The sequence below is a fragment of the Bradyrhizobium icense genome (assembly GCF_001693385.1).
GTDB classification, from domain to species: Bacteria; Pseudomonadota; Alphaproteobacteria; order Rhizobiales; family Xanthobacteraceae; genus Bradyrhizobium; species Bradyrhizobium icense.
Window position 1 is genome coordinate 7,114,141 of the sequence record NZ_CP016428.1, and the last position, 22,413, is coordinate 7,136,553.

Annotated in this window: 26 protein-coding genes, 2 pseudogenes and 1 riboswitch; of the genes and pseudogenes, 15 read left to right on the plus strand and 13 right to left on the minus strand. The window is 62.9% G+C overall.

Features of this window, described 5'->3' with window-relative positions; all coding sequences use genetic code 11:
* Positions 1-24 precede the first annotated feature (24 nt).
* The 5 genes from LMTR13_RS32960 (at position 25) to LMTR13_RS41410 (ending at position 2,794) form a co-directional block, all read left to right on the plus strand.
* Positions 25-291, plus strand: coding sequence for a hypothetical protein (locus LMTR13_RS32960; RefSeq protein WP_065731394.1), 267 nt, complete (start codon positions 25-27; stop codon positions 289-291).
* Between the two features lie 174 nt (positions 292-465).
* Entirely contained in the window at positions 466-900 is a 435-nt protein-coding gene (locus LMTR13_RS32965; RefSeq protein ID WP_065731395.1) for a nuclear transport factor 2 family protein, read from the plus strand.
* Positions 901-997: 97 nt separating this feature from the next.
* Complete coding sequence (locus tag LMTR13_RS32970) at positions 998-1,900, plus strand: hypothetical protein (RefSeq protein WP_236843215.1); 903 nt, start codon at positions 998-1,000, stop codon at positions 1,898-1,900.
* 183 nt (positions 1,901-2,083) lie between these two features.
* Complete coding sequence (locus tag LMTR13_RS32975; protein WP_065731396.1) at positions 2,084-2,500, plus strand: hypothetical protein; 417 nt, start codon at positions 2,084-2,086, stop codon at positions 2,498-2,500.
* A 156-nt stretch (positions 2,501-2,656) separates the two neighbouring features.
* A complete protein-coding gene (locus LMTR13_RS41410) occupies positions 2,657-2,794 on the plus strand; it encodes a hypothetical protein (RefSeq protein ID WP_156795883.1) in 138 nt (45 codons plus the stop codon).
* Between the two features lie 34 nt (positions 2,795-2,828).
* Here the strand turns inward: LMTR13_RS41410 and LMTR13_RS42020 are convergent, their stop codons facing one another.
* The 3 genes from LMTR13_RS42020 to LMTR13_RS32985 all read right to left on the minus strand — a co-directional run bounded on the left by LMTR13_RS42020 (position 2,829) and on the right by LMTR13_RS32985 (position 4,139).
* The gene (locus LMTR13_RS42020) at positions 2,829-2,972 is read right to left on the minus strand and encodes a hypothetical protein (protein WP_197520957.1); all 144 of its coding nucleotides are present in this window, start codon (positions 2,970-2,972) and stop codon (positions 2,829-2,831) included.
* A gap of 223 nt (positions 2,973-3,195) precedes the next feature.
* Positions 3,196-3,675 (minus strand): MaoC family dehydratase, encoded by a 480-nt coding sequence (locus LMTR13_RS32980; RefSeq protein ID WP_065731397.1) that lies wholly within the window; start codon positions 3,673-3,675, stop codon positions 3,196-3,198.
* A gap of 2 nt (positions 3,676-3,677) precedes the next feature.
* Positions 3,678-4,139, minus strand: coding sequence for a MaoC family dehydratase (locus tag LMTR13_RS32985; RefSeq protein WP_065731398.1), 462 nt, complete (start codon positions 4,137-4,139; stop codon positions 3,678-3,680).
* A 204-nt stretch (positions 4,140-4,343) separates the two neighbouring features.
* Between LMTR13_RS32985 and LMTR13_RS32990 the strand changes: the two genes are divergently transcribed.
* Positions 4,344-4,637, plus strand: coding sequence for a DUF4282 domain-containing protein (locus LMTR13_RS32990; protein ID WP_065731399.1), 294 nt, complete (start codon positions 4,344-4,346; stop codon positions 4,635-4,637).
* A 140-nt stretch (positions 4,638-4,777) separates the two neighbouring features.
* Here the strand turns inward: LMTR13_RS32990 and ychF are convergent, their stop codons facing one another.
* From ychF to LMTR13_RS33010, 4 genes are all read right to left on the minus strand, one after another.
* Positions 4,778-5,875, minus strand: a complete 1,098-nt coding sequence (gene ychF, locus LMTR13_RS32995; RefSeq protein ID WP_065731400.1) for a redox-regulated ATPase YchF — start codon at positions 5,873-5,875, stop codon at positions 4,778-4,780.
* A gap of 39 nt (positions 5,876-5,914) precedes the next feature.
* Positions 5,915-6,520 carry an aminoacyl-tRNA hydrolase gene (gene pth / locus LMTR13_RS33000; RefSeq protein ID WP_065731401.1) on the minus strand — a complete coding sequence of 202 codons (606 nt, stop codon included), beginning with the start codon at positions 6,518-6,520 and terminating at the stop codon, positions 5,915-5,917.
* A 21-nt stretch (positions 6,521-6,541) separates the two neighbouring features.
* On the minus strand, positions 6,542-7,264 hold the full coding sequence (locus tag LMTR13_RS33005) for a 50S ribosomal protein L25/general stress protein Ctc (RefSeq protein WP_065731402.1): 723 nt from the start codon (positions 7,262-7,264) through the stop codon (positions 6,542-6,544).
* 342 nt (positions 7,265-7,606) lie between these two features.
* Positions 7,607-7,888 (minus strand): accessory factor UbiK family protein, encoded by a 282-nt coding sequence (locus LMTR13_RS33010; protein ID WP_065731403.1) that lies wholly within the window; start codon positions 7,886-7,888, stop codon positions 7,607-7,609.
* Positions 7,889-8,071: 183 nt separating this feature from the next.
* On the opposite strand from LMTR13_RS33010, the gene LMTR13_RS33015 reads away from it, so the two are divergent.
* The 4 genes from LMTR13_RS33015 to pgeF all read left to right on the plus strand — a co-directional run bounded on the left by LMTR13_RS33015 (position 8,072) and on the right by pgeF (position 11,558).
* Positions 8,072-8,806, plus strand: coding sequence for a dienelactone hydrolase family protein (locus LMTR13_RS33015; protein WP_065731404.1), 735 nt, complete (start codon positions 8,072-8,074; stop codon positions 8,804-8,806).
* A gap of 12 nt (positions 8,807-8,818) precedes the next feature.
* Positions 8,819-9,658, plus strand: a complete 840-nt coding sequence (lgt, locus tag LMTR13_RS33020; RefSeq protein WP_065731405.1) for a prolipoprotein diacylglyceryl transferase — start codon at positions 8,819-8,821, stop codon at positions 9,656-9,658.
* A gap of 68 nt (positions 9,659-9,726) precedes the next feature.
* Positions 9,727-10,794: a class I SAM-dependent methyltransferase gene (locus tag LMTR13_RS33025; RefSeq protein WP_418219818.1), complete on the plus strand. Its 1,068-nt coding sequence runs from the start codon at positions 9,727-9,729 to the stop codon at positions 10,792-10,794.
* Positions 10,791-11,558 carry a peptidoglycan editing factor PgeF gene (gene pgeF / locus LMTR13_RS33030; RefSeq protein ID WP_065731407.1) on the plus strand — a complete coding sequence of 256 codons (768 nt, stop codon included), beginning with the start codon at positions 10,791-10,793 and terminating at the stop codon, positions 11,556-11,558. Before LMTR13_RS33025 ends, pgeF begins: the two co-directional genes overlap by 4 nt.
* A gap of 3 nt (positions 11,559-11,561) precedes the next feature.
* Here pgeF and LMTR13_RS33035 read toward each other — a convergent pair whose 3' ends face one another.
* Positions 11,562-12,563: an NADP-dependent oxidoreductase gene (locus tag LMTR13_RS33035; protein ID WP_065733164.1), complete on the minus strand. Its 1,002-nt coding sequence runs from the start codon at positions 12,561-12,563 to the stop codon at positions 11,562-11,564.
* A 133-nt stretch (positions 12,564-12,696) separates the two neighbouring features.
* On the opposite strand from LMTR13_RS33035, the gene LMTR13_RS33040 reads away from it, so the two are divergent.
* Positions 12,697-13,317: a hypothetical protein gene (locus LMTR13_RS33040; RefSeq protein WP_065731408.1), complete on the plus strand. Its 621-nt coding sequence runs from the start codon at positions 12,697-12,699 to the stop codon at positions 13,315-13,317.
* Positions 13,318-13,488: 171 nt separating this feature from the next.
* On the plus strand, positions 13,489-14,442 hold the full coding sequence (locus tag LMTR13_RS33045; protein ID WP_065733165.1) for a ribose-phosphate pyrophosphokinase: 954 nt from the start codon (positions 13,489-13,491) through the stop codon (positions 14,440-14,442).
* Between the two features lie 106 nt (positions 14,443-14,548).
* On the opposite strand, the pseudogene LMTR13_RS33050 reads toward LMTR13_RS33045, so the two are convergent.
* Positions 14,549-15,388 (minus strand): annotated as a pseudogene (locus tag LMTR13_RS33050) (SDR family NAD(P)-dependent oxidoreductase).
* Positions 15,389-15,479: 91 nt separating this feature from the next.
* Positions 15,480-16,058: a 6,7-dimethyl-8-ribityllumazine synthase gene (locus LMTR13_RS33055; protein WP_065731409.1), complete on the minus strand. Its 579-nt coding sequence runs from the start codon at positions 16,056-16,058 to the stop codon at positions 15,480-15,482.
* 77 nt (positions 16,059-16,135) lie between these two features.
* A riboswitch (FMN riboswitch) is annotated at positions 16,136-16,288 on the minus strand.
* A 266-nt stretch (positions 16,289-16,554) separates the two neighbouring features.
* Between LMTR13_RS33055 and LMTR13_RS33060 the strand changes: the two genes are divergently transcribed.
* The 3 genes from LMTR13_RS33060 (at position 16,555) to proC (ending at position 19,999) form a co-directional block, all read left to right on the plus strand.
* The gene (locus LMTR13_RS33060; protein WP_236843216.1) at positions 16,555-18,174 is read left to right on the plus strand and encodes a glycosyltransferase family 87 protein; all 1,620 of its coding nucleotides are present in this window, start codon (positions 16,555-16,557) and stop codon (positions 18,172-18,174) included.
* 334 nt (positions 18,175-18,508) lie between these two features.
* Positions 18,509-19,009 (plus strand): type III secretion system chaperone family protein, encoded by a 501-nt coding sequence (locus LMTR13_RS33065; RefSeq protein WP_065733167.1) that lies wholly within the window; start codon positions 18,509-18,511, stop codon positions 19,007-19,009.
* Between the two features lie 123 nt (positions 19,010-19,132).
* Positions 19,133-19,999, plus strand: coding sequence for a pyrroline-5-carboxylate reductase (gene proC / locus LMTR13_RS33070; protein WP_065731410.1), 867 nt, complete (start codon positions 19,133-19,135; stop codon positions 19,997-19,999).
* A gap of 13 nt (positions 20,000-20,012) precedes the next feature.
* Here the strand turns inward: proC and LMTR13_RS33075 are convergent, their stop codons facing one another.
* From LMTR13_RS33075 to hisS, 3 genes and pseudogenes are all read right to left on the minus strand, one after another.
* A complete protein-coding gene (locus LMTR13_RS33075) occupies positions 20,013-20,408 on the minus strand; it encodes a thioesterase family protein (protein ID WP_065731411.1) in 396 nt (131 codons plus the stop codon).
* Between the two features lie 172 nt (positions 20,409-20,580).
* A complete protein-coding gene (locus LMTR13_RS33080) occupies positions 20,581-20,781 on the minus strand; it encodes a tautomerase family protein (protein WP_057842245.1) in 201 nt (66 codons plus the stop codon).
* Between the two features lie 250 nt (positions 20,782-21,031).
* Positions 21,032-22,373: pseudogene (gene hisS, locus LMTR13_RS33085) on the minus strand (histidine--tRNA ligase); the annotation flags it as partial.
* Positions 22,374-22,413 lie beyond the last annotated feature (40 nt).

The following is a 22,413-nucleotide window of genomic DNA, read 5'->3' on the forward strand; positions in this document are numbered from 1 at the left end:
GATTTTTGCGGACAAGAACACCCCATGAAGATCGCGTTACTGGCTTTGCTTGGTTTGGCGTTGGGGGCGCTGGGAGGCGCGGCACTGGGCATCGGGGCGGGTCTCGCCTGGGTGGAAATCTTCAAAACCACGAGTTTTGAAGGCTATAGCGGCATGCTGGTGTTCTTCACCTTCATGCCGCTGGGGGCCGCGATCGGTGGCATCGGCTGTGCCCTGCTGTTCGCCATCCTCGCCATTCGCGACGCCGAGATCGCCATCGAGCGCAAGCCGGTGCACGGTCGCGACCGATAATTCGGCCAAAACAGTCGCATTTGTGCATTGCAAAAACGACAATTGTATTCTGGCGAAACTGCTCTATTTCTGGCTGCAACAGTGAAGTTCGGCATTTCGGCCCGGCGTCGATGAAGACGCCCGATTGGGCGCGATTGCCGTTTTTTGAAATCCAGTTTCAGGGACCTAATCGAAATGACAGAGCATAGTCTCTGGCGTTTTTCGCGCGCGTTGCATCGTGCGATCAATGAACGCCAGCCCGCCGATCTCGAAGCCCTGCTCGACGAGGAAGTCGACTGGGCGATCTATGGACCGATCGACATGTATCCGTTCTTCGGCTCGCGCCGCGGCAAGGCGGCCGTGATGGAAGTGATCAGGCAGATCGCGGACAATTTCCGCGTCCATCGCTTCGACCGCGAATCGATCATGCTTGGAGTGGATTCAGCCGCCTCGATGATGCGCTATTCGCTGACCGCGCTGGATTCGAACAAGCCGATCAGCCTGCGGATCGCCCATTTCGCCCAGTTCAAGGCGGGGCGCCTGACCAATCTGCGCGTGCTGGTCGACACCTTCGATCTGGTCGAGCAGACCGTGGGCTACCCGATTCACCTGCCGCGGATGGCGGTGTAGCTCACAGATGCCGTGACGAGAACCCGGTCATAATTTCGCACTAAAACAAACGCATTCTTGGCGCGACTTGGAATGCGGGCGGGCAATGATTCCGAAAATGCGATTTGGCTGGGCGCGGCTGCCAATGCTGGTGGCCGGCGCAAGTTTGGCTTCGATATTGGCTGTGGCGGCGCAAACGCCGCCGGCCGACGACGAGCCGGAGATGCAGGAGGCTGAAGAAGCCGAGGTCGCTCCCAGCGTCAACGATGCCGACATCATGAAGGACATCGACGTCGAAAAGCTCGACTGGAGCCAGCTCAATGTCGATGCATCGACGCTGACCGGCCCGGCGCCGAAGGGAAGCAACGCGTCGAAAGGCGCTACCAGCGCGGACGCCTCATGGTCCGCCAATGAGAGGCCGAACGGCACCTCCGCGGTGTCGGTCAAGCAATCCATCTCACCGTTCTGGGATACGCGGATCGGCGCCGACATGACGGTCGCACGACAAGGCATCGCGACGACATCCGAGCTGCTCTCCGAAAGACTCGCCAATGGCGGCAGCCTGCCGCAATCGTCCGGTACTGCGTGGGCTGCGATCACGGCCCCCGGCGTTGCCTCGATCTGGGACACGACCGCGGTCGAGGCCCGGGTCGATCCCGGATCCGAGCAGAGCAAGTTCGGCACCTCCTTGAGCAAATCGCTGCCGATCAGCGAGCAATATTCGCTGACCCTGAAGAACGACTACAACCTGATCCAGCAAGGCATCGTGCCGGTGCCCGGCATCGTCAGCCATCCAGCACGCAGCTACGAGACCGACCAGTCGGCAAGACTCAGCATTGCCGAGACCGGCACCAGCTTGATCGCCGGCCAGACGCTATCGACATCCGACGACAAGTGGCTGCGCAAGGTCGGCGCCGAGCAGAAGCTGTTCGATGGCGTCACCATCTCCGGCTCGATCGGCGAAATGCCCTCGGGCGGCGCCAACACGAGCCTCAACGCGGGCTTCAGGCGTAGCTGGTGAGGGCCGAAGTCGTCCCAATTTGACGCGCTTTCCGGCCTCGAGCGCACCGCCCGCGAGAATGAACGACCATTGCCGCAGATTGGCCAAGATGCGGCCAAAATCGGCAGGACAGATGGGACCGCTCCACTTCGTCGTGCGGGGGACTGTCCGCGCTCGCCTGAAAGCGAAACAGAGGAATAGCCGATGAACGCCATCAATCGTTCCGAAGAAGTTGATTCCACCCCGGAAGTCGACGGCGATCTCGCCGCCGTATCCGAAGTCGAGGCCGGAATCCGCGATTTCGTTCGCAACGATATCGCCTATCTGCGCCGGCCCGCGGTGGCCCCGGATACCGCGCCGCTCGATGCCAATGCCGAAGCGACCGTCAACAACGTCAACTCGCTGATCCAGCGCGTCGCCGGTACCTCGCTGGCGGAAATCGAGAAGCTGATTTCCGAACTCGAAAGCCTCCGCGACCTCCTGCATGCCGAAGGCCAGCGCGTCCAGCGCGAGATCTCCGGCTATGCCCAGCTCAGCCAGGCGGCGATGAAGTCGACGCGCATGATCGCCGACAACGTCACGCAGTGGAAGCGCGCCGCCGACGGCCTGCGCAACGCCTGATCCCGATCGTTGCAAAAATCTGACACTCCGCCGCGTTCCGTACAGGAGCGCGGCGGTTTTGTTTGGCTGTGTTCGATCTGAACTTTATAAGCACGGTCGCGTCCAACGACGGATGTCGTCACGTGGCGGCAGGCACCTTTTGGGGACACACCGGCGATGCAAAACGTTCAGCCAGACAACATGGATTCAATGCCGTTGCGGCAATCGCCGCATAGCATGCGCACGCTCGTGATCCGATTCGTCGGACTGCTGACGCTTGCGGTCGTGGCGATGACGCTGATCTGGAGCCGCTGAACTGCTTCAGCGCTGATTGCTGCCCGATCCGCAACTACTGGCGGACGAACGCGGTATCTTCGATCGTGTAGACACCGTCGGCATAGGATTTCACCACCATGGTGGCGGTCAGCATCACCGCCAGCGTGACGGTTGCGAAGACAAAGCCGACGAATTTCAGGCTGCTGCGATCTGCCATGTTCATCCCCTCGGTACTTCCCCTGAGACGCATTTGGCAGGCAGAAAGTTCAAAATGCGTTAGCAAAAAAACGGTTTCGTGGAGTCGTGGATTACGAAGCACTAACGAAACAATTGGCTAACCATGTTTCGCCGGACGGGCGCGCGTAACCCGGATGGAGCGCGTGGCCCGGATGAGCAATCGGGCGCGCCTTCGCGTGACCCGTTGGCTCATCCGGCTACAATTAACCCGCATTCCGCCGCGGCACGAACGCGGTGGCGAGGAACGAGAACACGACTTCGCCGCGCTGATTGGTGCCGGTATTGCGGGCCTGCAGGATGCCCCATTCGGGACGCTTCTCCGAGGTCCGCTTGGTTTCGACCTGGTTGGAAAAGCTGACGGTGTCGCCCACCAAAACCGGCCTGATCCAGCGCAGTTCACGAAAACCCGGCGACGGCCCCCACACCGCGACCTTCTCACCGCGTGCGGCGGCCTCGGCTGTCAATCGCTTGCCGTCGGCGACCAGGAGCTTCATGCACACCGCCGCGACGTGCCAGCCCGACGCGGCCAGCCCCCCGAACAGTGATTTGCGCCCCTCTTCCTCATCGAGGTGAAAGCGCTGCGGATCGAACTGCGCGGCAAACCTCTTGATGTCTTCGGCGGTGAATGTAAACGAGCCGAACTCGCGCCGCGCGCCGATCTCGATGTCCTCGAAGAAACGCATCGCTACTCCGCTCCCGCTTCAAGGCGCCGCCGCACGATGATCGGGGACTCCATCTCGCACAGCACGACCCCGGCCGCGTTGCGGATCGTGCCCTTGAAGGTCACGATGCCGGTCTCGGGCCGGCTCTTCGAAATCCTGGCCTCCGCGACGCTGACATCCAGCGTCAGATCGTCGCCCGGGCGCAGCGGCGCCAGCCAGCGCATTTCGTTAACACCGGGCGAGCCGAGCGAGGCGGTGCGGCCAATAAAGCCGTCGAACAGCATTCGCATCATGAGTGAGCCGAGATGCCAGCCCGAACCGGACAGCCCCTTCAGCATCGACGCGTTGGCAGCAGCTTCGTCCAGATGCATCGGTTGCGGGTCGTATTCGGCGGCAAACGCCAAAATTTCCTCGCGCGTGACGTGGCGCGGGCCGAACGTGCCGAAATGGCCGGGCGTGAAGTCTTCGAAGGTCAGCGTGGTCATCGATTGAGAATTTGGATTGAGGATTGTAGCGGGGAAGCCCGATTGTGGCCGTTATTTGCAGCAATCTCAACCCGCCCACCCGCATGGCTCGTTCGCCGGTGGCGAGTACCGTCCGCGGCGCTCGCCCTGACTTGCCCGAAGCAATTTTCGGGGATAGCCCTGTACCATCTGGGACCAGTTTTTTGACTCGCCGGAGAACCATCGATGTTCGATTTCCAGGATCTGTTTCAGTGGGACCGCTTCATCACGCCCACGATCATCAAGACTTTCTACTGGCTGGTCATCGGCTTGATCGTGCTGTTCGGCCTGTCCGGAATTTTTTCGGCGCTTGCCGCCATGGCGATCAGCCCGTTCGGCGGATTCATCCTGCTGTTGTCCTCGATCGCCGGCGTCGTGGTCGGCGTGGTGTTTTCGCGCATCGCCGCGGAGTTCATTCTGATCGTCTTCCGCATCAACGAGCATCTCGGCGCGATCCGCGATCAGGGCGGGATGCGGTAGTCGGCGCGGGAATTGTAGAATTATAGGGTGGGCAAAGCGTAGCGTGCCTATCATTCACTCGCACTGATGGAAGGATGGTGGGCACGGCGCGATGCGCCTTCGCCCACCCTACGGGATCCACATCCGCGGCACCCAATTTCTCACGTATTAAACCTGAAATGCATCACGTCGCCATCAGCGACGACGTATTCCTTGCCTTCCAGCCTGAGCTTGCCGGCATCGCGGGCGCCGGCTTCGCCGTCCAGCGCGACGTAATCGGCATAGGCGATGGTCTCGGCCCGAATAAAGCCCTTTTCGAAATCGGTATGGATCACGCCGGCCGCAGCCGGCGCCTTGGTGCCGCGGTGGATGGTCCAGGCGCGGGCTTCCTTCGGACCGACGGTGAAATAGGTGATGAGGTCGAGCAACTGGTAGCCGGCGCGGATCAGGCGATCGAGGCCGGCCTCTTCCAGCCCCAGCGTCTCGAGGAATTCGGCGCGCTCCTCGCGTGACAGGGTCGCGATCTCGGATTCGATCTTGGCCGAGATCACCACCGCGACCGCGCCTTCTTTCTTGGCGTGCTCGAACACTTGTTTTGAGAAGCTGTTGCCGTCCTTGGCCGAACCTTCCTCGACGTTGCAGACATAGAGCACCGGCTTCGACGTCAGAAGGCCGAGCATGCCGAACGCGCGCTCTTCCTCCGGTTTGCGCTCTAGTGCCCGCGCCGGCTTGCCTTCGCGCAGCAGCACCAATGCGCGATTGACGAGGTCGAGCGCTTCCTTGGCGTCCTTGTCGTTGCCCTTGGCTTTCTTGGCGAGGTTATCGACCCGCTTCTCGAGACTGTCGAGATCGGCGAGCATCAGTTCGGTCTCGATGGTCTCGATATCGGCCAGGGGGGCGATCTTGCCTTCGACATGGGTGATGTCGGAATCTTCGAAACACCGCACCACGTGCGCCACCGCATCGACCTCGCGGATGGTGGCGAGGAACTGGTTGCCGAGGCCTTCGCCCTTCGAAGCGCCGCGCACCAGCCCTGCGATATCGACGAAGGTCAGTCGCGTCGGGATGATCTGCGCCGAGTCTGCGATCGCCGACAGCTTGTCGAGCCTGGGATCAGGCACGGCGACTTCGCCGACATTGGGCTCGATGGTGCAGAACGGATAATTCGCCGCCTGCGCCGCTGCCGTCTCGGTCAGCGCGTTGAACAGCGTCGACTTGCCGACATTGGGCAGGCCAACGATACCGCATTTGAATCCCATTGCGTGTCCTGAAGTTCGTTGCTGACGGTCGACAACGCGTTACGTCGCGCCATCATCACCCTTGTCGAAAAATCCCTTAGCCTGCAGCGCCAGATGCACCTTGTTCGCGAACGAGGAATCATGCCCTGCGGCCAGCAGACCGGCGTTGTCGGCAACCGCCGCGCACAGGGCTTCCACCCAGGCGCGGTCGCTCTTGGCGAAATCCGAGAGCACGTGGCTGTGCACCAGCTCCTTGACGCCGGGATGACCGATCCCGAGCCGCACCCGGCGATATTCGTTGCCGATATGCGAGGTGATCGAGCGCAGCCCGTTATGGCCGGCGATACCGCCGCCGACCTTGACGCGGACTTTCGCCGGCGGCAGTTCGAGTTCGTCCTGGAACACGGTGACGTCGGAGGCACCGAGCTTGAAGAAGTTTGCGGCTTCCTGAACCGCGCGCCCGGACTCGTTCATGTAAGTGGTCGGCCGCAGCAGGACGACCTTCTCGCGATCGAGCGTGCCCTCGGATGTCTCGCCCTGAAAACGGCGGCGCCACGGTGCGAAACCGTGACGCCGCGCAATTTCATCGACGGCCATGAACCCGATGTTGTGCCGGTTGTTCGCGTATTTCGAACCGGGGTTACCGAGACCGACAAACAGGCGCATGACGCGGCATCCTGCCGCTGCTTACTTCTTCTTGTCGCCGCCCGCCGGCGCCTTAGCGGCCGCCGCCGGAGCTGCAGCACCTGCCGCAGGTGCGGCAGCAGCCGGAGCCGCAGCACCCGCCGCCGGAGCAGCGGTGCCTGCAGCCGCAGCAGCCGCGGCAGCCTTCTGCTCTTCAGCGTAGCCGGACGGCGGCACGATGGTCACAAGCGTCGCGTCTTCGCGCGACAGCGACCTCACGCCCTTCGGCAGCTTGATGTCGGACAGATGCAGCGAGTAGCTGATTTCCAGTGCGCCGGCATCGGCCTCGATGTACTGCGGAATATTGTCGACCGAGCATTCGAGCTCGATGGTGTGGGTGACGATGTTGATGGTGCCGCCGCGCTTGACGCCGGGCGCGGTTTCGCCGTTCACGACGTGCAGCGGGACACTGACGCGGATGGTCGCGCCTTCGCCGAGCCGCAGGAAGTCGACGTGGAGCGGGAAGTCCTTCACCGAATCGAGGTGAAAGTCGCGCGGAATCACGCGGTGCTTCTTACCTTCGAGATCGATATCGAACAGCGTGGTCAGGAAGCGGCCGGCCAGGATGCGCTGGCGCAGTTCCTTGTCGTCGACCGAGATGGTCACGGGGGGCTGGTTGTTGCCGTAGATCACTCCGGGCACTCTCCCGGCGCGACGCTCTGCCCGGGCGGCCCCCTTGCCGCTCTTCGGACGCGCGGTCGCCTTCAATTCCTTGACGGTCGCCATCGTGTTAAGTCCTTGTTTTCAAAAAGTTAAAGGCCGCATCGCGGCCCGTTGGCGTCCGACAGCAAGCCTCCAGGGGTGCGGGGGCTGCGGACGTGGCGGGCTTTTAGCCCCAAAGGGGCGAAATGACAAGGAAATGAAGGGATTTTTCTGCGGTTATTACCCTCCCCTGGAGGGGTCCGGACGAGCGAAGCTCGCTCGGGGGTCGACGCGAAGCGGCGGGGTGGGGTGACGGTCCATCCCTCGATCCGTGCCCGAGTGGAGAGATCACCCCACCCCGTCTCACAGTTCGCTGCGCTCCATGTGAGCCGACCCTCCCCCTCCAGGGGAGGGTTGGCAAATCCTCTACCCGTCTGCCAAACTGCCGGCGGCCGGCGCAATTCCGAGCTTGGCTTCCAGGACAGCAATCCGGCTCTTGAGCGCCTCGTTCTCCTCGCGCGCCAGGCGAGCCATGTCCTTGACCACGTCGAACTCCTCGCGCTTGACGACATCAAGATCGCGCAGGATGCGCTCGGCCTGATTGCGCATGACCGTGTCGACCTCGCGCTTGACGCCCTGAGCGGCGCCGGCGGCGTCGTTCATCAAACGGCCGATCTCGTCGAAAAACCGATTGCTGGTCTGGGTCATCTGAAACGCTCCGGTCGCTGCAAATTGATTGTCACGACAAGACAATGGCAATCCCAAGGGAAACGTTCAAGAGCGCGGTTCAACGCCAACGTGACGGCCGTTCGCCTTGTCATGCTGCGGTTTCCTTGCAATCGTATCGAACACCCAGCCAGGCACCAGAATCACAAGCAAAAAGAAGCGCCCATGATCGACCAGCAGATCGATATTGCGACCAAGGACGGCAAGATGACAACCTTCATCACCCACCCCGAGCGCGGCGGTCCCTTTCCCGTCATCATCTTTTACATGGACGCGCCGGCCATTCGCGAGGAGCTGCGCGACATGGCGCGGCGGCTCGGCACGTCGGGCTATTACGTGATGCTGCCCAACATGTACTACCGTTCCGGCGTCATGGAGCTGGGGCCGATCCCACCCGATCCGGAAGCGCCCGAGCGCAAGCGGATGTTCGGCTTCATGAACTCCATCAATATTCCCATGGTGATGGAGGACACCAAGGCCCTGCTCGCTTATGCAGAGACGCAGAGCGCAGCGAATACGAAGATCGTCGGCACGGTTGGCTACTGCATGAGTGGCCGCTACGCCGTCAACGCGGCGACGCATTTTCCGGACCGTGTGAAGGCAGCGGCTTCCATCTACGGCACCCATCTTGCGACCGACCAGGCTGACAGCCCGCATCTGGCTGCATCGAAGACCAAGGCTGAACTCTATTTCGCCTGCGCCGAGACCGACATCTACGCGCCGCAGGAGATCATCGACAAGGTGAAGCAGGCAATGGAAGGCACGAAGAACGAGGTCGAGATCTACCCGGGCACCCATCACGGCTTCGCCTTCCCGAAGCGGCCGGTCTATCATCGCGATGCTGCCGAGCGGCACTGGGAGCGTCTGCTGGCGCTCTATCGCCGCAACCTCACGCAATAGACCTTCCGCCCGATGCCCGTTCTCACCATCGCTTTTCCGGTATTCGACCCGGTCGCCTTCTCGATCGGGCCTATTGCGATCCGCTGGTATGCGCTGGCTTATATTGGCGGCATCGTGCTCGGATGGATTTACGCGCGCTCGCTGCTCAAGAACGAAAGACGATGGGGCGGGCCAGCGCCGATCACGCTGGTGCAGCTCGACGACTTCATTCTATGGGTCACGATCGGCATCATCCTCGGCGGCCGCACCGGTTACGTGCTGTTCTACAATCCCATCTTCTTCATCCAGCATCCGGCCGAGATCTTCCAATTGTGGAATGGCGGCATGTCGTTTCACGGCGGCTTCCTCGGCTGTGTCGCTGCGGTGATGCTGTTCGCCCGCCTGAACAACATCCCGATCCTGTCGCTTGGCGACATCACGACTGCGGTTGCGCCGATCGGGCTGTTCCTCGGGCGGCTGGCCAACTTCATCAATAGTGAACTCTGGGGCCGGGAGACGGATTCCAGCGTGCCCTGGGCGATGGTGTTCCCCAACGGAGGGCCGGAGCCGCGCCACCCCAGCCAACTCTACGAGGCCGGCTTGGAGGGCATCCTGCTGTTTGCGGTGCTGGCGGTCATGGTCCGGATGGGCGCGCTGAAGCGGCCGGGCCTGATCCTCGGCAGCTTCATCGCCATCTACGCCCTTGCCCGCATTACCAGCGAATTCTTCCGCGAACCCGATCCCCAGCTCGGATTTTTGTGGGGCGGGCTGACCATGGGTATGTTGTTGTCAGTACCAATGATCATTGCCGGGGCCATCCTGATCATGATGGCATGGCGCCGCGAGACGCAGCATATAGAGAAGTCGATTTAAGGCAGGCCGTGACCGAATTTTCGCCGTTAGAGTCGGAGATCCACAAGCTGATCAGATCGTCAGGACCGATGCCGGTCTGGCGGTACATGGAACTGTGCCTGATGCATCCCGAGCACGGCTACTACGTGTCGCGCGATCCATTGGGCCGCGAGGGCGATTTCACCACCGCGCCCGAGGTCAGCCAGATGTTCGGCGAACTGCTTGGTCTATGGACGGCCTCGGTGTGGAAGGCGATCGGTTCGCCGCCAATGCTGCGGCTGGTCGAACTCGGCCCGGGCCGCGGCACCATGATGGCGGACGCGCTTCGCGCGGTCCGGGTGCTGCCGCCGCTCTATCAATCGCTCCAGATCCATCTCGTCGAGATCAATCCGGTGCTGCGCGAGAAGCAGCAGGCGACGCTATCGGGCGCGCGCAACATCACCTGGCATGACAGCATCGACGACGTGCCTGAGGGCCCCGCGGTCATTCTCGCCAACGAATATTTCGACGTGCTGCCGATCCATCAGGTGGTCAAGCGCGAAACCGGCTGGCACGAGCGCGTCGTCAAGCTCGACGATGATGGCAAGCTGGTATTCGCCGCCGCGGACGAGCCGATGCCGCGCTTCGAAGTTCTGCTCCCGCCGCTGGTGCGCGCCGCTCCCCTCGGCGCCGTGTTCGAATGGCGGCCGGATACCGAGATGATGAAGATTGCGGCGCGGGTGCGCGACCAGGACGGCGCGGCACTGATCGTCGATTACGGCCATCTGCGCAGCGACGCCGGCGATACCTTCCAGGCGATCGCTCGCCACAGCTTCGCTGATCCCCTGAAAAATCCGGGACAGGCCGACGTCACCGCCCATGTCGATTTCCAGGCGCTGGCGCGCGCGGCGGAAGACGTCGGCGCGCGCGTTCATGGCCCGGTAACGCAGGGCGAGTTCCTCAAGCGGCTCGGCATCGAGACCCGGGCTGTTACGTTGATGGCAAAAACCACGCCGGAAGTGTCCGCCGATATTTCCGCCGCGCTCAAGCGTCTGACCGACAGCGGCCGCGGCGGCATGGGATCGATGTTCAAGGTGCTTGCGGTTACCGAGCCCAATCTTACCTCGGTCGCAGGCCTCAACGACGAACCGCCGGCGCCGGGAGACGAAGCAGCATGACCTTCGGATCGTCGTTGCTCGCAGCCATTCCCGGGCTGCGCCACGCGTTCTTCACCCGCGCGGGCGGGGTATCGGGTGGAATTTACGAAGGCCTCAATGGCGGCCTCGGCTCCAACGACGATCCGGCCTGCGTCGCGGAAAATCGCCGCCGGATGGCGGAGCAAATGGGCGTTGCGCCCGAGCACCTTCTCAGCGTTCACCAGATCCATTCGCCCGATGCCGTGGTGGCGAGCGGACCTTGGCAAGGCGACAAACCGCGCGCCGACGCGCTCGTCACCCGCACGGAAGGTATTGCCATCGGCGTCACCGCCGCGGATTGCGGCCCCATCCTGTTCGCCGATCCGACCGCCCGCGTGATCGGCGCGGCACACGCCGGCTGGAAGGGCGCGCTGACCGGCGTGCTGGAATCCACCATCGACGCGATGGAGAAACTCGGCGCCGAGCGCAGTGGCATCGTCGTCGCGATCGGCCCGCTGATCCGCCAGCACTCCTACGAAGTCGGCAGCGAATTCGTGGAGCGCTTCCTGGATGCCGACGCGGAGAATGGCATGTTCTTCATCCCCTCGGTTCGATCAGGACATTCGATGTTCGATCTCGCCGGCTTCATCCGCATGCGGCTGGAGAATGCCGGGATCCTGATGATCGACGATCTCGGCGTCGACACCTATTCCGACAAGCGTTTTTATAGCTACCGCCGCTCGGTGCACCGGAAGGAGCCGGACTACGGCCGTCATGTTCATGCGATTGCGTTGGCGAGCGAGTAATTCCTACTTCACCCGCAGTACCACCTTTCCCCGCGCCCGGCCGGCTTCCAGGTAGGTGAGCGCCGCCGGCAACTGCTCGAAGGCAAATTCGCGATCGATCACCGGCTTGATCGCGCCGCGATCGACGAGCTCGGCGATCTCGCGCAACTGATCGCCACTCGGCTCGGTGAAAAACCAGCAATAACTCGCACCGGCCTCGGCGCTCGCGGCATAGACCTTGCGGCTCATGAACCAGACCGCCGCACGGACCAGCCAGCCGGCGCCCTCGCGCCGGGCGAAATCGCGATCGGGTGGCCCGCTCAAGGAAATCACGGCGCCGCCCCGCTTCACGATCTTGAAGGCATCGACCGTGAATGCACCGCCGAGCGTGTCGTAGACGATGTCGTAACCGCCGCCCGCTTCGAGATAGTTCTCGCGGTCATAGGCGATCACCCTGTCGGCGCCTAGCGACTTGACGAAATCGACGTTCTTCGAACTCGTGGTCGTGGTGACGTGAAGGCCGAGATGCCTGGCATACTGGATCGCGAACGTGCCGATCCCGCCGGCGCCGGCGTGGATCAGAATGCGCTGGCCGGCGCGCGCCTTGACGCGTGCAAATCCCTGCAGGGTCGTTAATCCCACCAGCGGCAGCGCCGCGGCTTCCGTATACGAGATGGCGGCCGGCTTGGGCGCCACCAATTTCTCCGGCAGCGCGATCTTTTCGGCGAACGTGCCGATGGTCTCGCGCGAGGCACGCACGTAGACCGCATCGCCCGGTTTGAACCTGATAGCGCGCGCACCCGTGGACAGCACGATACCGCTGGCATCGAAGCCGAACGGGCGTGGGAGTCGGTATTTCGAGACGCGCTTCAGGTCGCCATGCACGATCTTGAAGTCGATCGGATTGAGGCTGGCGGCATGGATTTCGATCAGGACGTCCTCGAGACCCGGGGCCGGATCGGCGATTTCGGCAAGGCGGACATGGTCGGCGGTCGCGCCATAGCCGTCGAGAACAAAGGCTCGCATTGAGCGTCCTGTGGCGTTGAAGAATTCTGGCAACAACAAGGAGAAACGGGCCGAGCCGGACGCGATCTTTTTGGCGAGCCTATCCACCGGCTGCCCTAGACCTTAACACATTTTAACGATATCGCAGGGAGCAATGAGGAACACCTTGATTGCTTCGTGCCTGCGAGCTCCGCGCGCCATGATCGCCGCGGTGCTGCTTGTCGTTTCTTGCGCGCTCGGTGGCTGTGCCGGTGGCGGCGCGGCCAGCGGCTCGTATGCGATGGCACCGAGCGCAGGCGGCGGTCCCACCGTGGCGTTCGAATCGATCGACGGTCCGCCGCCGCAGGTGTTCGACCGGATGGTCAGCGTGCTCGACAGCGAATCGAAGCTCCGAAACCTGTCGATCGTCTCGCGCGAGGGCGGAGCATCCTACCGCGTACGCAGCTATCTGTCGGCGCAGGTGGTTCGCGGCAAGACCGTGATTGCCTGGGTCTGGGACGTCTATGACAACAACCAGCAGCGCGCGCTGCGGCTTTCCGGCGAAGAACCCGCCGGCAAGGCTGGCCGCGACGCCTGGGCGGCGGCCGACGACCTCGTGTTGCGGAAAATCGCGCAGGCCGGCCTCAGCGGTCTGTCCGGCATGGTCAACGGAAGTCCGGATGCAGCGCCTGCGCCGGCCCCGGAGCGCCGCGGTCCCGCCGTCGCGAGTGCGGAAGAAACAGTACCCGCCCAGGATGCGGCCGGCGTCACGACGCTCAGTTTCAGCGCCCAATAAACAGCCCTGTTAAAGTCCCGTATCGGCCGATTTTTGACCGGGAAAACGACATCAACGGGTTGCCAGCCGAGCCACCCGCCTGATATCTCCTCGCTCACAAAACGCGCCGGTTCCCGAGGACTTCTCGATATGCTGAACGTCGTATCCAGCAAGGCGCGAGGAGAAGCGTTGATGGCGGCCAAGAACGGCTCGATCAAGCTGGTCGCTGGCAATTCCAACCCCGCGCTGGCCCAGGAAATCGCGAACTGGCTGCATCTGCCGCTGACCAAGGCGGTGGTCCGGCGCTTTGCGGACATGGAAATCTTCGTCGAAATCCAGGAAAACGTCCGCGGTTCGGACGTCTACATCATCCAGTCGACGTCGTTTCCGGCCAACGACCACCTGATGGAACTTCTGATCATCACCGACGCGCTGCGCCGGGCTTCCGCGCGCCGCATCACCGCCGTCATCCCCTATTTCGGCTACGCCCGCCAGGACCGCAAGGTCGGCTCGCGCGCACCGATTTCCGCCAAGCTGGTCGCCAACCTGATTACGCACGCCGGCGTCGACCGCGTCATGACGCTCGATCTTCACGCCGCCCAGATCCAGGGCTTCTTCGATATTCCGGTCGACAATCTCTTCGCCTCGCCGGTGATGGTGCGGGACATCAAGGAGCGCTTCGACCTCGGCAATGTGATGGTGGTGTCGCCCGACGTCGGCGGCGTGGTGCGAGCCCGTGGATTGGCCAAGCGCATCAACACGCCGCTCGCCATCATCGACAAGCGCCGCGAGCGCGCCGGTGAATCCGAGGTTATGAACGTGATCGGCGACTGCGCCGGCTACACCTGCATCCTGATCGACGACATCGTCGATTCCGGCGGCACGCTGGTGAACGCGGCCGACGCCCTGATCGCCAACGGCGCCAAGGAAGTCTACGCCTATATCAGCCACGGCGTGCTCTCGGGCGGCGCAGCCGCGCGCATCGCCTCGTCGAAAATGAAAGAGCTCGTGATCACCGACTCGATCCTGCCGACGGAGGCGGTCAACAAGGCCGCCAACATCCGCACGCTGTCGATCGCGCCCCTGATCGCGGAGGCGATCAGCCGCACCGCCTCGGAAGAATCGGTGTCGAGCCTGTTCGACTAAGATGTAGCTTGTAGGGTGGGCAAAGCGCAGCATGCCCACCATTTGATAGCGCTGGGATAGATGGTGGGCACGGCGCAAGAGCGCCTTTGCCCACCCTACCGCTCCCTCATTCAAATCCCGGTCGCGGCACCAGATTCATCAGCATATTGGCGTAGCCGCCATCGACCATGATCTCCTCGCCGTTGACATAGGACGCGCGGTCGCTGGCGAGAAACAGGATCGCGTCGGCCATGTCCTGCGGCATGCCGACCCGCCGCAACGGTACGACTGCGGCGCGGCGTTCGGTGACGCCGGGCGTATCGTAGAACGCCTGACTCATCGGCGTGATCACCATGCCGGGGCTGACGACATTGCTGCGGATGCCGTGCGGCCCCCATTCATTGGCGAGCTGCCGCGACAGCATGATCACGCCGGCCTTGCTGACGCTGTAGGCGCCGCTCTGCCCCTGCGCGTTGCTGCCGGCGATCGAGGCGACGTGAACCAGGCTGCCGCGGCCGAGCGAACGCATCTGCCGGCCGAACACCTGCGCGCAGAGGAAGTAGCCGGTCAGGTTGACGGACAAAACGGCGTTCCATTCGGCAAGCAACAAGGTGTCGAGCGCCCCGGGACGCAGCACGGCCGCGGTGTTGACCAGCACTTCGTACTGCCCCAGCGATTTCTCGATCTTCGCGGCCGCGGCGGTGACGCTCTCGACGTCAGTCGTATCGCAGCGCGCGATGACATGCTGAGCGCCGAGCTTGCCGAGCTAGGCGTTCGTTATCTCAAGGCCACGTTCATCGAGATCGATCGCGGCCACGCGAGCGCCGGCCTGGGCAAAACTGAGGGCAACGGCGCGGCCGATTCCGCCTCCCCCGCCCGTCACCACGCAGACGCGGCCTGACAGGCCGAGCCAATCGGAAGATTCTCTTTCGGCTGTGACCATCGATGACTCCAATCCTGCATCCATTCGTCATTGCGAGGAGGTAGCGACGAAGCAATCCATTCTTCTTTTCGTGACGAGATGGATTGCTTCGCTTCGCTCGCAATGACGGGACTTGCTACCCCACGATCCCCGCCGCCACCTGGCCGCGCAGCCGCTCCAGGCTGTGCAGCGTGTTGGCGCAGGCTTCGGCTACCTCGATGCCCTTGATGACAAAATGCTTGCGGAAGAATTCGTGGTGCACGGCGCTGTCGTGGAATTGCTGTGGCGTCAGCACCGCGGAGAATACCGGCACCTCGGTCCTGAGCTGCACGTCCATCAGCGCCTTGATCACGGTGTCGGCGACGAATTCGTGGCGATAGATGCCGCCGTCGACCACGAGCCCTGCCGCCACGATTGCGGTGTAGCGCCGCGTCTTGGCGAGCAGTTGCGCGTGCAACGGAATCTCGAACGAGCCCGGCACCTCGAACAGATCGACCTGCGCGCGCGTGATATGGCGCGCCTCGATCTCTTCGAGGAAGGCAATGCGGCATTCCTCGACCACGTCGCGGTGCCACGACGACTGCACGAAGGCGATGCGCTGCGGCTTGACGAAACGCGGATGCACCGGCGCCGGCGGACGCTCGGGCACGTCAGGAACGTGATGGGCTTCGGCTGCTTGGGATTGGACTTCAGGCTCTTGCAACATCTGATTCATGGCTTTCCTCTTTCAGGACCAGAATCAGGGCATACGGAACGACGCCAGCCCACGCGCAAAGGTGCGAGGCCGCCGCAAACCGTTCTCTTTCATCCGGACTGTAACCGTCGGCTTCGGAATCGCACCGAATCTGCTGACCCTCCTGCTCAAGCGAGAAGAAGGCGCTCGCGGGCTTGGGCTACGTCACCCTTACCGCCGGTGGGGATTTTCACCCCGCCCTGAGAACATCGGCCGCCCGGAATGGACGACCTGCCTTCAGGATATGACCAACTTTGGGGCGGCAGCAAGCGTCTTTGGCATGGGGAAACGGCATGTCCCCATGCCGCCGAAACAGGGGTGCAGCACGCCAGCGAACAGGCGTTAACGCGCGATTTGCGAACGGTCTGGGAGGTAGCGATGCAGGGGCGAAACATTCACGAATCCTTAAAGCCGGCGTCCTAGAGGTGTCTATCGTGCCCAACTCCAGATCGCCCGGCCGAACGCACATGGAACAAGCGTGACACACGCCGCTGACGTTACCGGCACGGATGCAGCAAGGCCCGCGGACCGGGCCTGGCGAACGCCGATCCTTCAAACCAACATCCTGGTGCCGATGGCCATCGCGCTCGGCTCATTGCTGGCCGGCGCTATCTACACCTGGTTTGCCGGCGAGGACGTCAACTGGGATTGGCGGAATTACCACGAGTACAACGTCTGGGCCGTCATCAACGGCCGCTACGGCATCGATGCCTTGCCCGCCGGCTTTCAGACCTATTTCAATCCAACCGTCTATTTCCCGGTCTACTATCTGCGTCACCTGCTGCCGCTGCCCTACGGCCTGATGATCATCGGCGCGGTGCACGGCCTCAATCTGCTGCTGATCTATTTTCTCGTCCGCGTCCTGCTGCGGGAAGCGGCGACGGCAAGCGCGATCGGGGCAGCGGTCCTGATTGCCGCCGTCGGGCCGATGACGCTTTCTGAAGTGGGCACGAGCTTCTCCGACATTCTCACCGCACTTCCGATTGTTGCAGGCTGCATCCTGATTCTGTCGTCCAATGGATCGCATCACGGGCGCTACGTCCTCGCCGGGCTGTTGATCGGCGCGGCCGTCGGGCTGAAGTTGACCAACGTCGTCTATGCGCTCGGCGCGGCTGCCGCCGTGCTGGTTGCGGCCCGGCCGCTGCTGGCAACGCTCTGTCTCGGAGTTGGCGGACTGATCGGCGCGTTGGCGACCGGCGGCGCGTGGGGGCTGATGCTCTGGCGCGAGATGGGTAATCCGATTTTCCCGCTCTTCAATGCCGTGTTCCAGTCCAAAGAACTGATCCCGATGAACATCATGGACTGGCAGTTCATGCCGCGAGGCATTCTGGATGCGCTGGCTTATCCGTTCTACTGGTTGGTCGGCGACAACAGGAGCTCTGAACATCCGTTTCGTGACGCGCGCTTTGCGGTCGCGATGCTGCTTCTTGTATTCGGCATCTGCAGGTCTCTCGCCACCCGCGTTACGATCTTCACGCAGCGCGATATCCAGTTTCTGCTGTTCTTCATTGTCTCGTATGCGACATGGCTCGCGGTCTTTTCGATTCAGCGCTACGCGATCGTGTTGGAGCTCTTGTGCGCGCCGCTGATCGTCCTGATGATTTCCCGGGCTTTGGCTGGGCCGCCCGGAGCGGTCACGGAGGGCACATCGTCGCTGCGCGTCAATTCGGTTATCGTCACGACAGCCCTGTTGATCGCATTATGGTCGCAGCCTGGAGACTGGTTCCGCCGCCCATGGTCCAATCCATTCAACCCGGCCATTCCCCAGCAGCTTCGCCAGCCTGCAGACTATTTTGTTCTCGACAAGCCGATCGCCTATATCGCCCCGCTGCTGCCGCCGCAGTCGCGGTTCTATCAGATCGCCGACATTGCCTTGCCGATCATGCCTGATGGCAGGTTCGACCGCCGCATTCGTGCCGGGCTCCAATCCCCGTTGCCGGGCGGCACATGGGAATTGCACATGCGGGGCAAACCGATCCGCGAACAGTTGCTGGAGCGATTTGGTCTGCGCGTGGATCCTTCCAGGCCCTGCGTCGAAATCGAGGGCGCGCAGCTCGGGACCGCGATTGAGGCGTGTCCATTGGCTGCGCGCGAGTAGGCCGTGTCTTCTTGGAGCACCGGCGAACGCGAAGAGGCCTTCTTAACCGTCCGTTAACCATTGTGGCGGCAAGACTCCTTAGTTCCGGAATCCGATTCCGGTTTGTTCTCAAATTTGCATTCGTAGCCCCGAACACCTGTGGACGACGTCGCTTTGGCCTGTGGACGGACTCAGGGGTGAGTTGCGCGGATTCCGCAAATCACATCACTTGAGCTCGGCAGGCCCCGGGATGATCCGCGAACGGGGGATTGCAGTCGGCGCCGCCGCATCGGTTCAGCGCGCGCCGTGCTCCGCGTGCGTATCAGAAGAATTCAAGAAACAGGGTCGAGACGGCATGTCCCTCCTCGAAAGCATTATTGATTCCCGGAACAACCCGCTCGCGGCCGTCGAGGACATCGCCGCCGAAAACAATTGGGCGTTCGAGCGCTCCGGCGAAGACGAAGTCACGATCGTCTCCAAGGGGAACTGGACCGACTACCAGCTTTCCTTCACCTGGATGGCAGAGATCGAGGCGCTGCACCTGGCCTCCGCCTTCGACATGAAGATTCCCCCCACACGTCGCGCCGAAGTGCAGCGGCTGATCGCGGCGATCAACGAACAATTATGGGTCGGCCACTTCGACATCTGGACCCACACCGGCATGATCATGTACCGGCAGGCGCTGGTGCTGCCGGGCGGGCTGACCGCCTCGACCGCGCAATGCGAGGTCATGCTGGCCGGCGCCATCCACGCCTGCGAGCGCTATTACCCTGCGTTCCAGTTCGTGGTCTGGGCAGGAAAGAGCGCCGCGGAAGCCATGAGCGCGGCGATGTTCGACACCGAGGGCGAGGCGTAGGCCCCCCGTTGCTTCCAAACACTCAGGTCGTCCCTGCGAACGCGGGACCCATACTCCGTCACTTCTCGGCTCGAGCAAACTGCTTGTGGCTCCTGCCGAGCTCTACTAAAACCGCCGGTGGCTATGGGTCCCTGCGTTCGCAGGGACGACGGCACAATCCATGGTGACACCGTGAACACCAACACACTCCAAAACCTACACGGCACCATTGCGCTGGCCGGCGCCGGCAAGATGGGCGGCGCGATGCTGACTGGATGGCTGGCGGGCGGCCTCGATGCCAAGCGTGTTGTGGTGATCGAACCGCAGCCATCCGCCGAGATCGGCGCGCTGGCGGCGCAAGGCATCCGCCTCAATCCGAAAGACGCCGGCACGGTCGATACGCTGGTGATCGCGGTAAAGCCGCAGACGTTCCCCGAAGCGGGGCCGGCGCTGAAGTCTTTCGTCGGAGCAAGCACGCTCGTCGTCTCGATCATGGCGGGCACGACGATTGCGGCACTTGAAAAAGTCTGCGGCGGCGCGGCGGTTCGCGCGATGCCGAACACGCCGGCCGCGATCGGCCGCGGCATCACGGTTGCGGTCGCGGCGAAAAAAGTCAGCGCCGCGCAACGCGCCACGGCCGATGCGCTGCTGCGCGCCACCGGCTCGGTCGAATGGGTCGAGGACGAAAGCCTGATGGATGCGGTGACCGCCGTATCCGGCTCCGGCCCGGCCTATGTGTTCCTGCTCGCCGAAGAACTCGCGCGCGCCGGCGTCGAGGCCGGCCTGCCGGCAGAGCTTGCGACAAAGCTCGCGCGCCAAACCGTCGCCGGCTCCGGCGAATTGCTGCATCGCTCGGAACTTGCCTCGGCCACGCTGCGCCAGAACGTCACCTCGCCCGGCGGCACCACCGCGGCCGCACTGGAAGTGCTGATGGCCAAGGATGGCCTGCAGCCGCTGATGATCCGCGCGATCGCCGCGGCAACGAAGCGCTCGAAGGAATTGGCGAAGTAGTTCGTAGTCGCCGCTACTTCCCTGCAAGCCTCTTCGTGAACGTCTCGACATTGACGAGACCGCGCGCGTGGCGGCCGTCGCCTATCTTCCGCTCGCCCTCGAAGGCTTCGACTTCGAAGCGGATCACGCGGCGCTCGACGGCTACGACCTTTCCCGTGACGCGCACCGTCGCGCCGACCAACGAGGCGCCGAGATGGCGGATATCGACCTCGGTGCCAACCGTGATCCAGCCCGGCTGAAGATGACTGCGGATGGCATCGCTCGAGACCATCTCCATTTCCAGGATCATCATCGGCGTCGCATAGACCATCGGCATGTTAGGCACGAAATGCCCGACCGTGCGCTCGGGCGGCACGACCAGCGTCCGCTCGGCGCTCATGCCGATCTTGATGAAGTCGCGTGCGTCCATGGATTGTTTCCGCAAAACCGGCGTCGTCGCGGCCCTTATGCGCAATTGCGCATCAGGAGCCGGGCCCCATAACCACAAACAGCCATTGTTGCAGCAGGCTGGAGCTCCAGCTTCGCCCAACAACTAATATTGCTGGTTATGGGTCCCTGCGTTCGCAGAGACGACGGGAAAGCTACTTCTGCATCGCCTTGCGCTCGACGAAGGTCTTGCCGCCCTTCATCTTGTGGGTAAGCGGCGCCTCGTTGATCTGGATCACGACGGCTTCCGCGTCGACGCCGAGATTCTTCACCAGCGCCTGGGTGATGTCGCGCATCATGCCGACTTTCTGTTCCTCGGTACGGCCGGCGGCCATGCTGATGGTAATCTCAGGCATCTTGGTGCTCCCTCGTTGTTTTTGTCGCGGCCGGACTCGTTCCGGCCATCCACGACCTTTCCATCAAACAAGACGTGGATGCCCGGGACAAGCCCGGGCATGACGCCAGGAATGAATGGCTATCCCCAGTTCACGTCATGGCGCGCGAGCACCTCGCGCACTTTTGCGACGATCTCGCCCTCAGCGCAGGAAAACTGCGCCGGGCGGGTCTCGCGCCATTCCTGGTTGGAGGCGATGGCGGCAGCCGCCTTCGCGCCCTCGATCAGGTCCTTGATCTGGATTTCGCCGCGCGCCTTTTCGTCCGAGCCCTGGATGATCACGCAAGGCGAGTTGCGACGGTCGGCATATTTGAGCTGGTTGCCCATGTTCTTCGGGTTGCCGAGATAGAGCTCGGCGCGGATGTTCGCGTTGCGAAGCTCGGCGACCATTTTCTGGTAGTCGGCGACACGATCGCGGTCGAACACGGTGACCACGACGGGGCCGAAGTCCGGCCGCGTGTCGAGCTTGCCGAGCATCGTCAGCGCAGCCTGCAGGCGCGACACGCCGATGGAAAATCCCGTCGCCGGCACCGGCTCGCCGCGGAAGCGCGAGACGAGGCCGTCGTAGCGGCCACCGCCACCGACGGAGCCGAAGCGCACGGGACGGCCTTTTTCGTCTTTGGTTTCGAGCGTGAGTTCGACCTCGTAGACCGGACCGGTGTAATATTCGAGACCGCGCACAACAGAAGGATCGATCACGATACGATCCGCTCCATAGCCCGACGCCGTCACCAGCTTGCTGATCGCATCGAGTTCGTCGCGACCTTCCTGTCCGACCTTGCTGTCGCGCAGCCGCGCATCGATCTGCCCGCCCTGCTCGATCGCACCGACGACCAAGGCAATGTCATCAGGCTTCAGGCCGGCGCCTTTGGTGAAGTCACCTGACTCATCCTTGCGGCCCTCGCCCAACAATTGCTGCACGCCGGAAATGCCGAGCCGATCGAGCTTGTCGATCGCACGCATTACCGTCAGCCATTGCCCGTCATCGGCAATGCCAAGCGCGTCTCTCACCCCATCAAGCACCTTGCGGTTATTCACCTTCACCACATAGCTGCCGCGCGGAATACCGAGCGCTTCCATCGTGTCCGCCGCCATCATGCACATCTCGGCGTCCGCCGCAGGCGAAGCCGAGCCCACCGTGTCGGCGTCGAACTGCATGAACTGGCGGAAGCGGCCTGGGCCCGGCTTCTCGTTACGATAGACGTAGCCGGCGCGGTAGCTGCGATACGGCTTCGGCAGCGCGTCGAAATTTTCCGCGACATAGCGTGCCAGCGGTGCGGTCAGGTCGTAACGCAGCGATATCCACTGCTCGTCGTCGTCCTGGAACGAGAACACGCCCTCGTTCGGCCGGTCCTGGTCAGGCAGGAATTTGCCCAGCGCGTCGGTGTACTCCATCGCCGGAGTTTCCACCGGTTCAAAACCGTAACGCTCGTAGACCTCGCGGATTTTCTCGACCATCTGGCGCGTAGCCGCAATCGCGGCCGGGCCACGATCTTCCAGCCCGCGCGGCAGCCGCGCCTTCAGTTTCTGGGGTTTTTTGGGTTTTTCAGCCATGGCGGGTAGGTATCAGCCGAGGCGCGGCAGGGCAACCCGG

Coding starts and splice junctions, on each gene's coding strand:
- pth (WP_065731401.1), bottom strand. CDS start 6,520: ATGCGCCTGTTTGTCGGTCTCGGTAACCCCGGTTCGAAATACGCGAAC.
- LMTR13_RS32980 (WP_065731397.1), bottom strand. CDS start 3,675: ATGCGTTTCTTCGAGGACATCGAGATCGGCGCGCGGCGCGAGTTCGGC.
- LMTR13_RS33075 (WP_065731411.1), bottom strand. CDS start 20,408: ATGGACGCACGCGACTTCATCAAGATCGGCATGAGCGCCGAGCGGACG.
- LMTR13_RS33010 (WP_065731403.1), bottom strand. CDS start 7,888: ATGACCCAGACCAGCAATCGGTTTTTCGACGAGATCGGCCGTTTGATG.
- LMTR13_RS33005 (WP_065731402.1), bottom strand. CDS start 7,264: ATGGCGACCGTCAAGGAATTGAAGGCGACCGCGCGTCCGAAGAGCGGC.
- LMTR13_RS33015 (WP_065731404.1), top strand. CDS start 8,072: ATGATCGACCAGCAGATCGATATTGCGACCAAGGACGGCAAGATGACA.
- LMTR13_RS32975 (WP_065731396.1), top strand. CDS start 2,084: ATGAACGCCATCAATCGTTCCGAAGAAGTTGATTCCACCCCGGAAGTC.
- LMTR13_RS33055 (WP_065731409.1), bottom strand. CDS start 16,058: ATGAATCAGATGTTGCAAGAGCCTGAAGTCCAATCCCAAGCAGCCGAA.
- LMTR13_RS32990 (WP_065731399.1), top strand. CDS start 4,344: ATGTTCGATTTCCAGGATCTGTTTCAGTGGGACCGCTTCATCACGCCC.
- ychF (WP_065731400.1), bottom strand. CDS start 5,875: ATGGGATTCAAATGCGGTATCGTTGGCCTGCCCAATGTCGGCAAGTCG.
- proC (WP_065731410.1), top strand. CDS start 19,133: ATGGGTCCCTGCGTTCGCAGGGACGACGGCACAATCCATGGTGACACC.
- LMTR13_RS33080 (WP_057842245.1), bottom strand. CDS start 20,781: ATGCCTGAGATTACCATCAGCATGGCCGCCGGCCGTACCGAGGAACAG.
- LMTR13_RS33025 (WP_418219818.1), top strand. CDS start 9,727: ATGCCGGTCTGGCGGTACATGGAACTGTGCCTGATGCATCCCGAGCAC.
- LMTR13_RS33045 (WP_065733165.1), top strand. CDS start 13,489: ATGGCGGCCAAGAACGGCTCGATCAAGCTGGTCGCTGGCAATTCCAAC.
- LMTR13_RS33065 (WP_065733167.1), top strand. CDS start 18,509: ATGTCCCTCCTCGAAAGCATTATTGATTCCCGGAACAACCCGCTCGCG.
- LMTR13_RS41410 (WP_156795883.1), top strand. CDS start 2,657: ATGCAAAACGTTCAGCCAGACAACATGGATTCAATGCCGTTGCGGCAA.
- LMTR13_RS32960 (WP_065731394.1), top strand. CDS start 25: ATGAAGATCGCGTTACTGGCTTTGCTTGGTTTGGCGTTGGGGGCGCTG.
- LMTR13_RS32985 (WP_065731398.1), bottom strand. CDS start 4,139: ATGACCACGCTGACCTTCGAAGACTTCACGCCCGGCCATTTCGGCACG.
- LMTR13_RS33040 (WP_065731408.1), top strand. CDS start 12,697: ATGAGGAACACCTTGATTGCTTCGTGCCTGCGAGCTCCGCGCGCCATG.
- LMTR13_RS33035 (WP_065733164.1), bottom strand. CDS start 12,563: ATGCGAGCCTTTGTTCTCGACGGCTATGGCGCGACCGCCGACCATGTC.
- LMTR13_RS42020 (WP_197520957.1), bottom strand. CDS start 2,972: ATGGCAGATCGCAGCAGCCTGAAATTCGTCGGCTTTGTCTTCGCAACC.
- LMTR13_RS32965 (WP_065731395.1), top strand. CDS start 466: ATGACAGAGCATAGTCTCTGGCGTTTTTCGCGCGCGTTGCATCGTGCG.
- LMTR13_RS32970 (WP_236843215.1), top strand. CDS start 998: ATGCGATTTGGCTGGGCGCGGCTGCCAATGCTGGTGGCCGGCGCAAGT.
- pgeF (WP_065731407.1), top strand. CDS start 10,791: ATGACCTTCGGATCGTCGTTGCTCGCAGCCATTCCCGGGCTGCGCCAC.
- lgt (WP_065731405.1), top strand. CDS start 8,819: ATGCCCGTTCTCACCATCGCTTTTCCGGTATTCGACCCGGTCGCCTTC.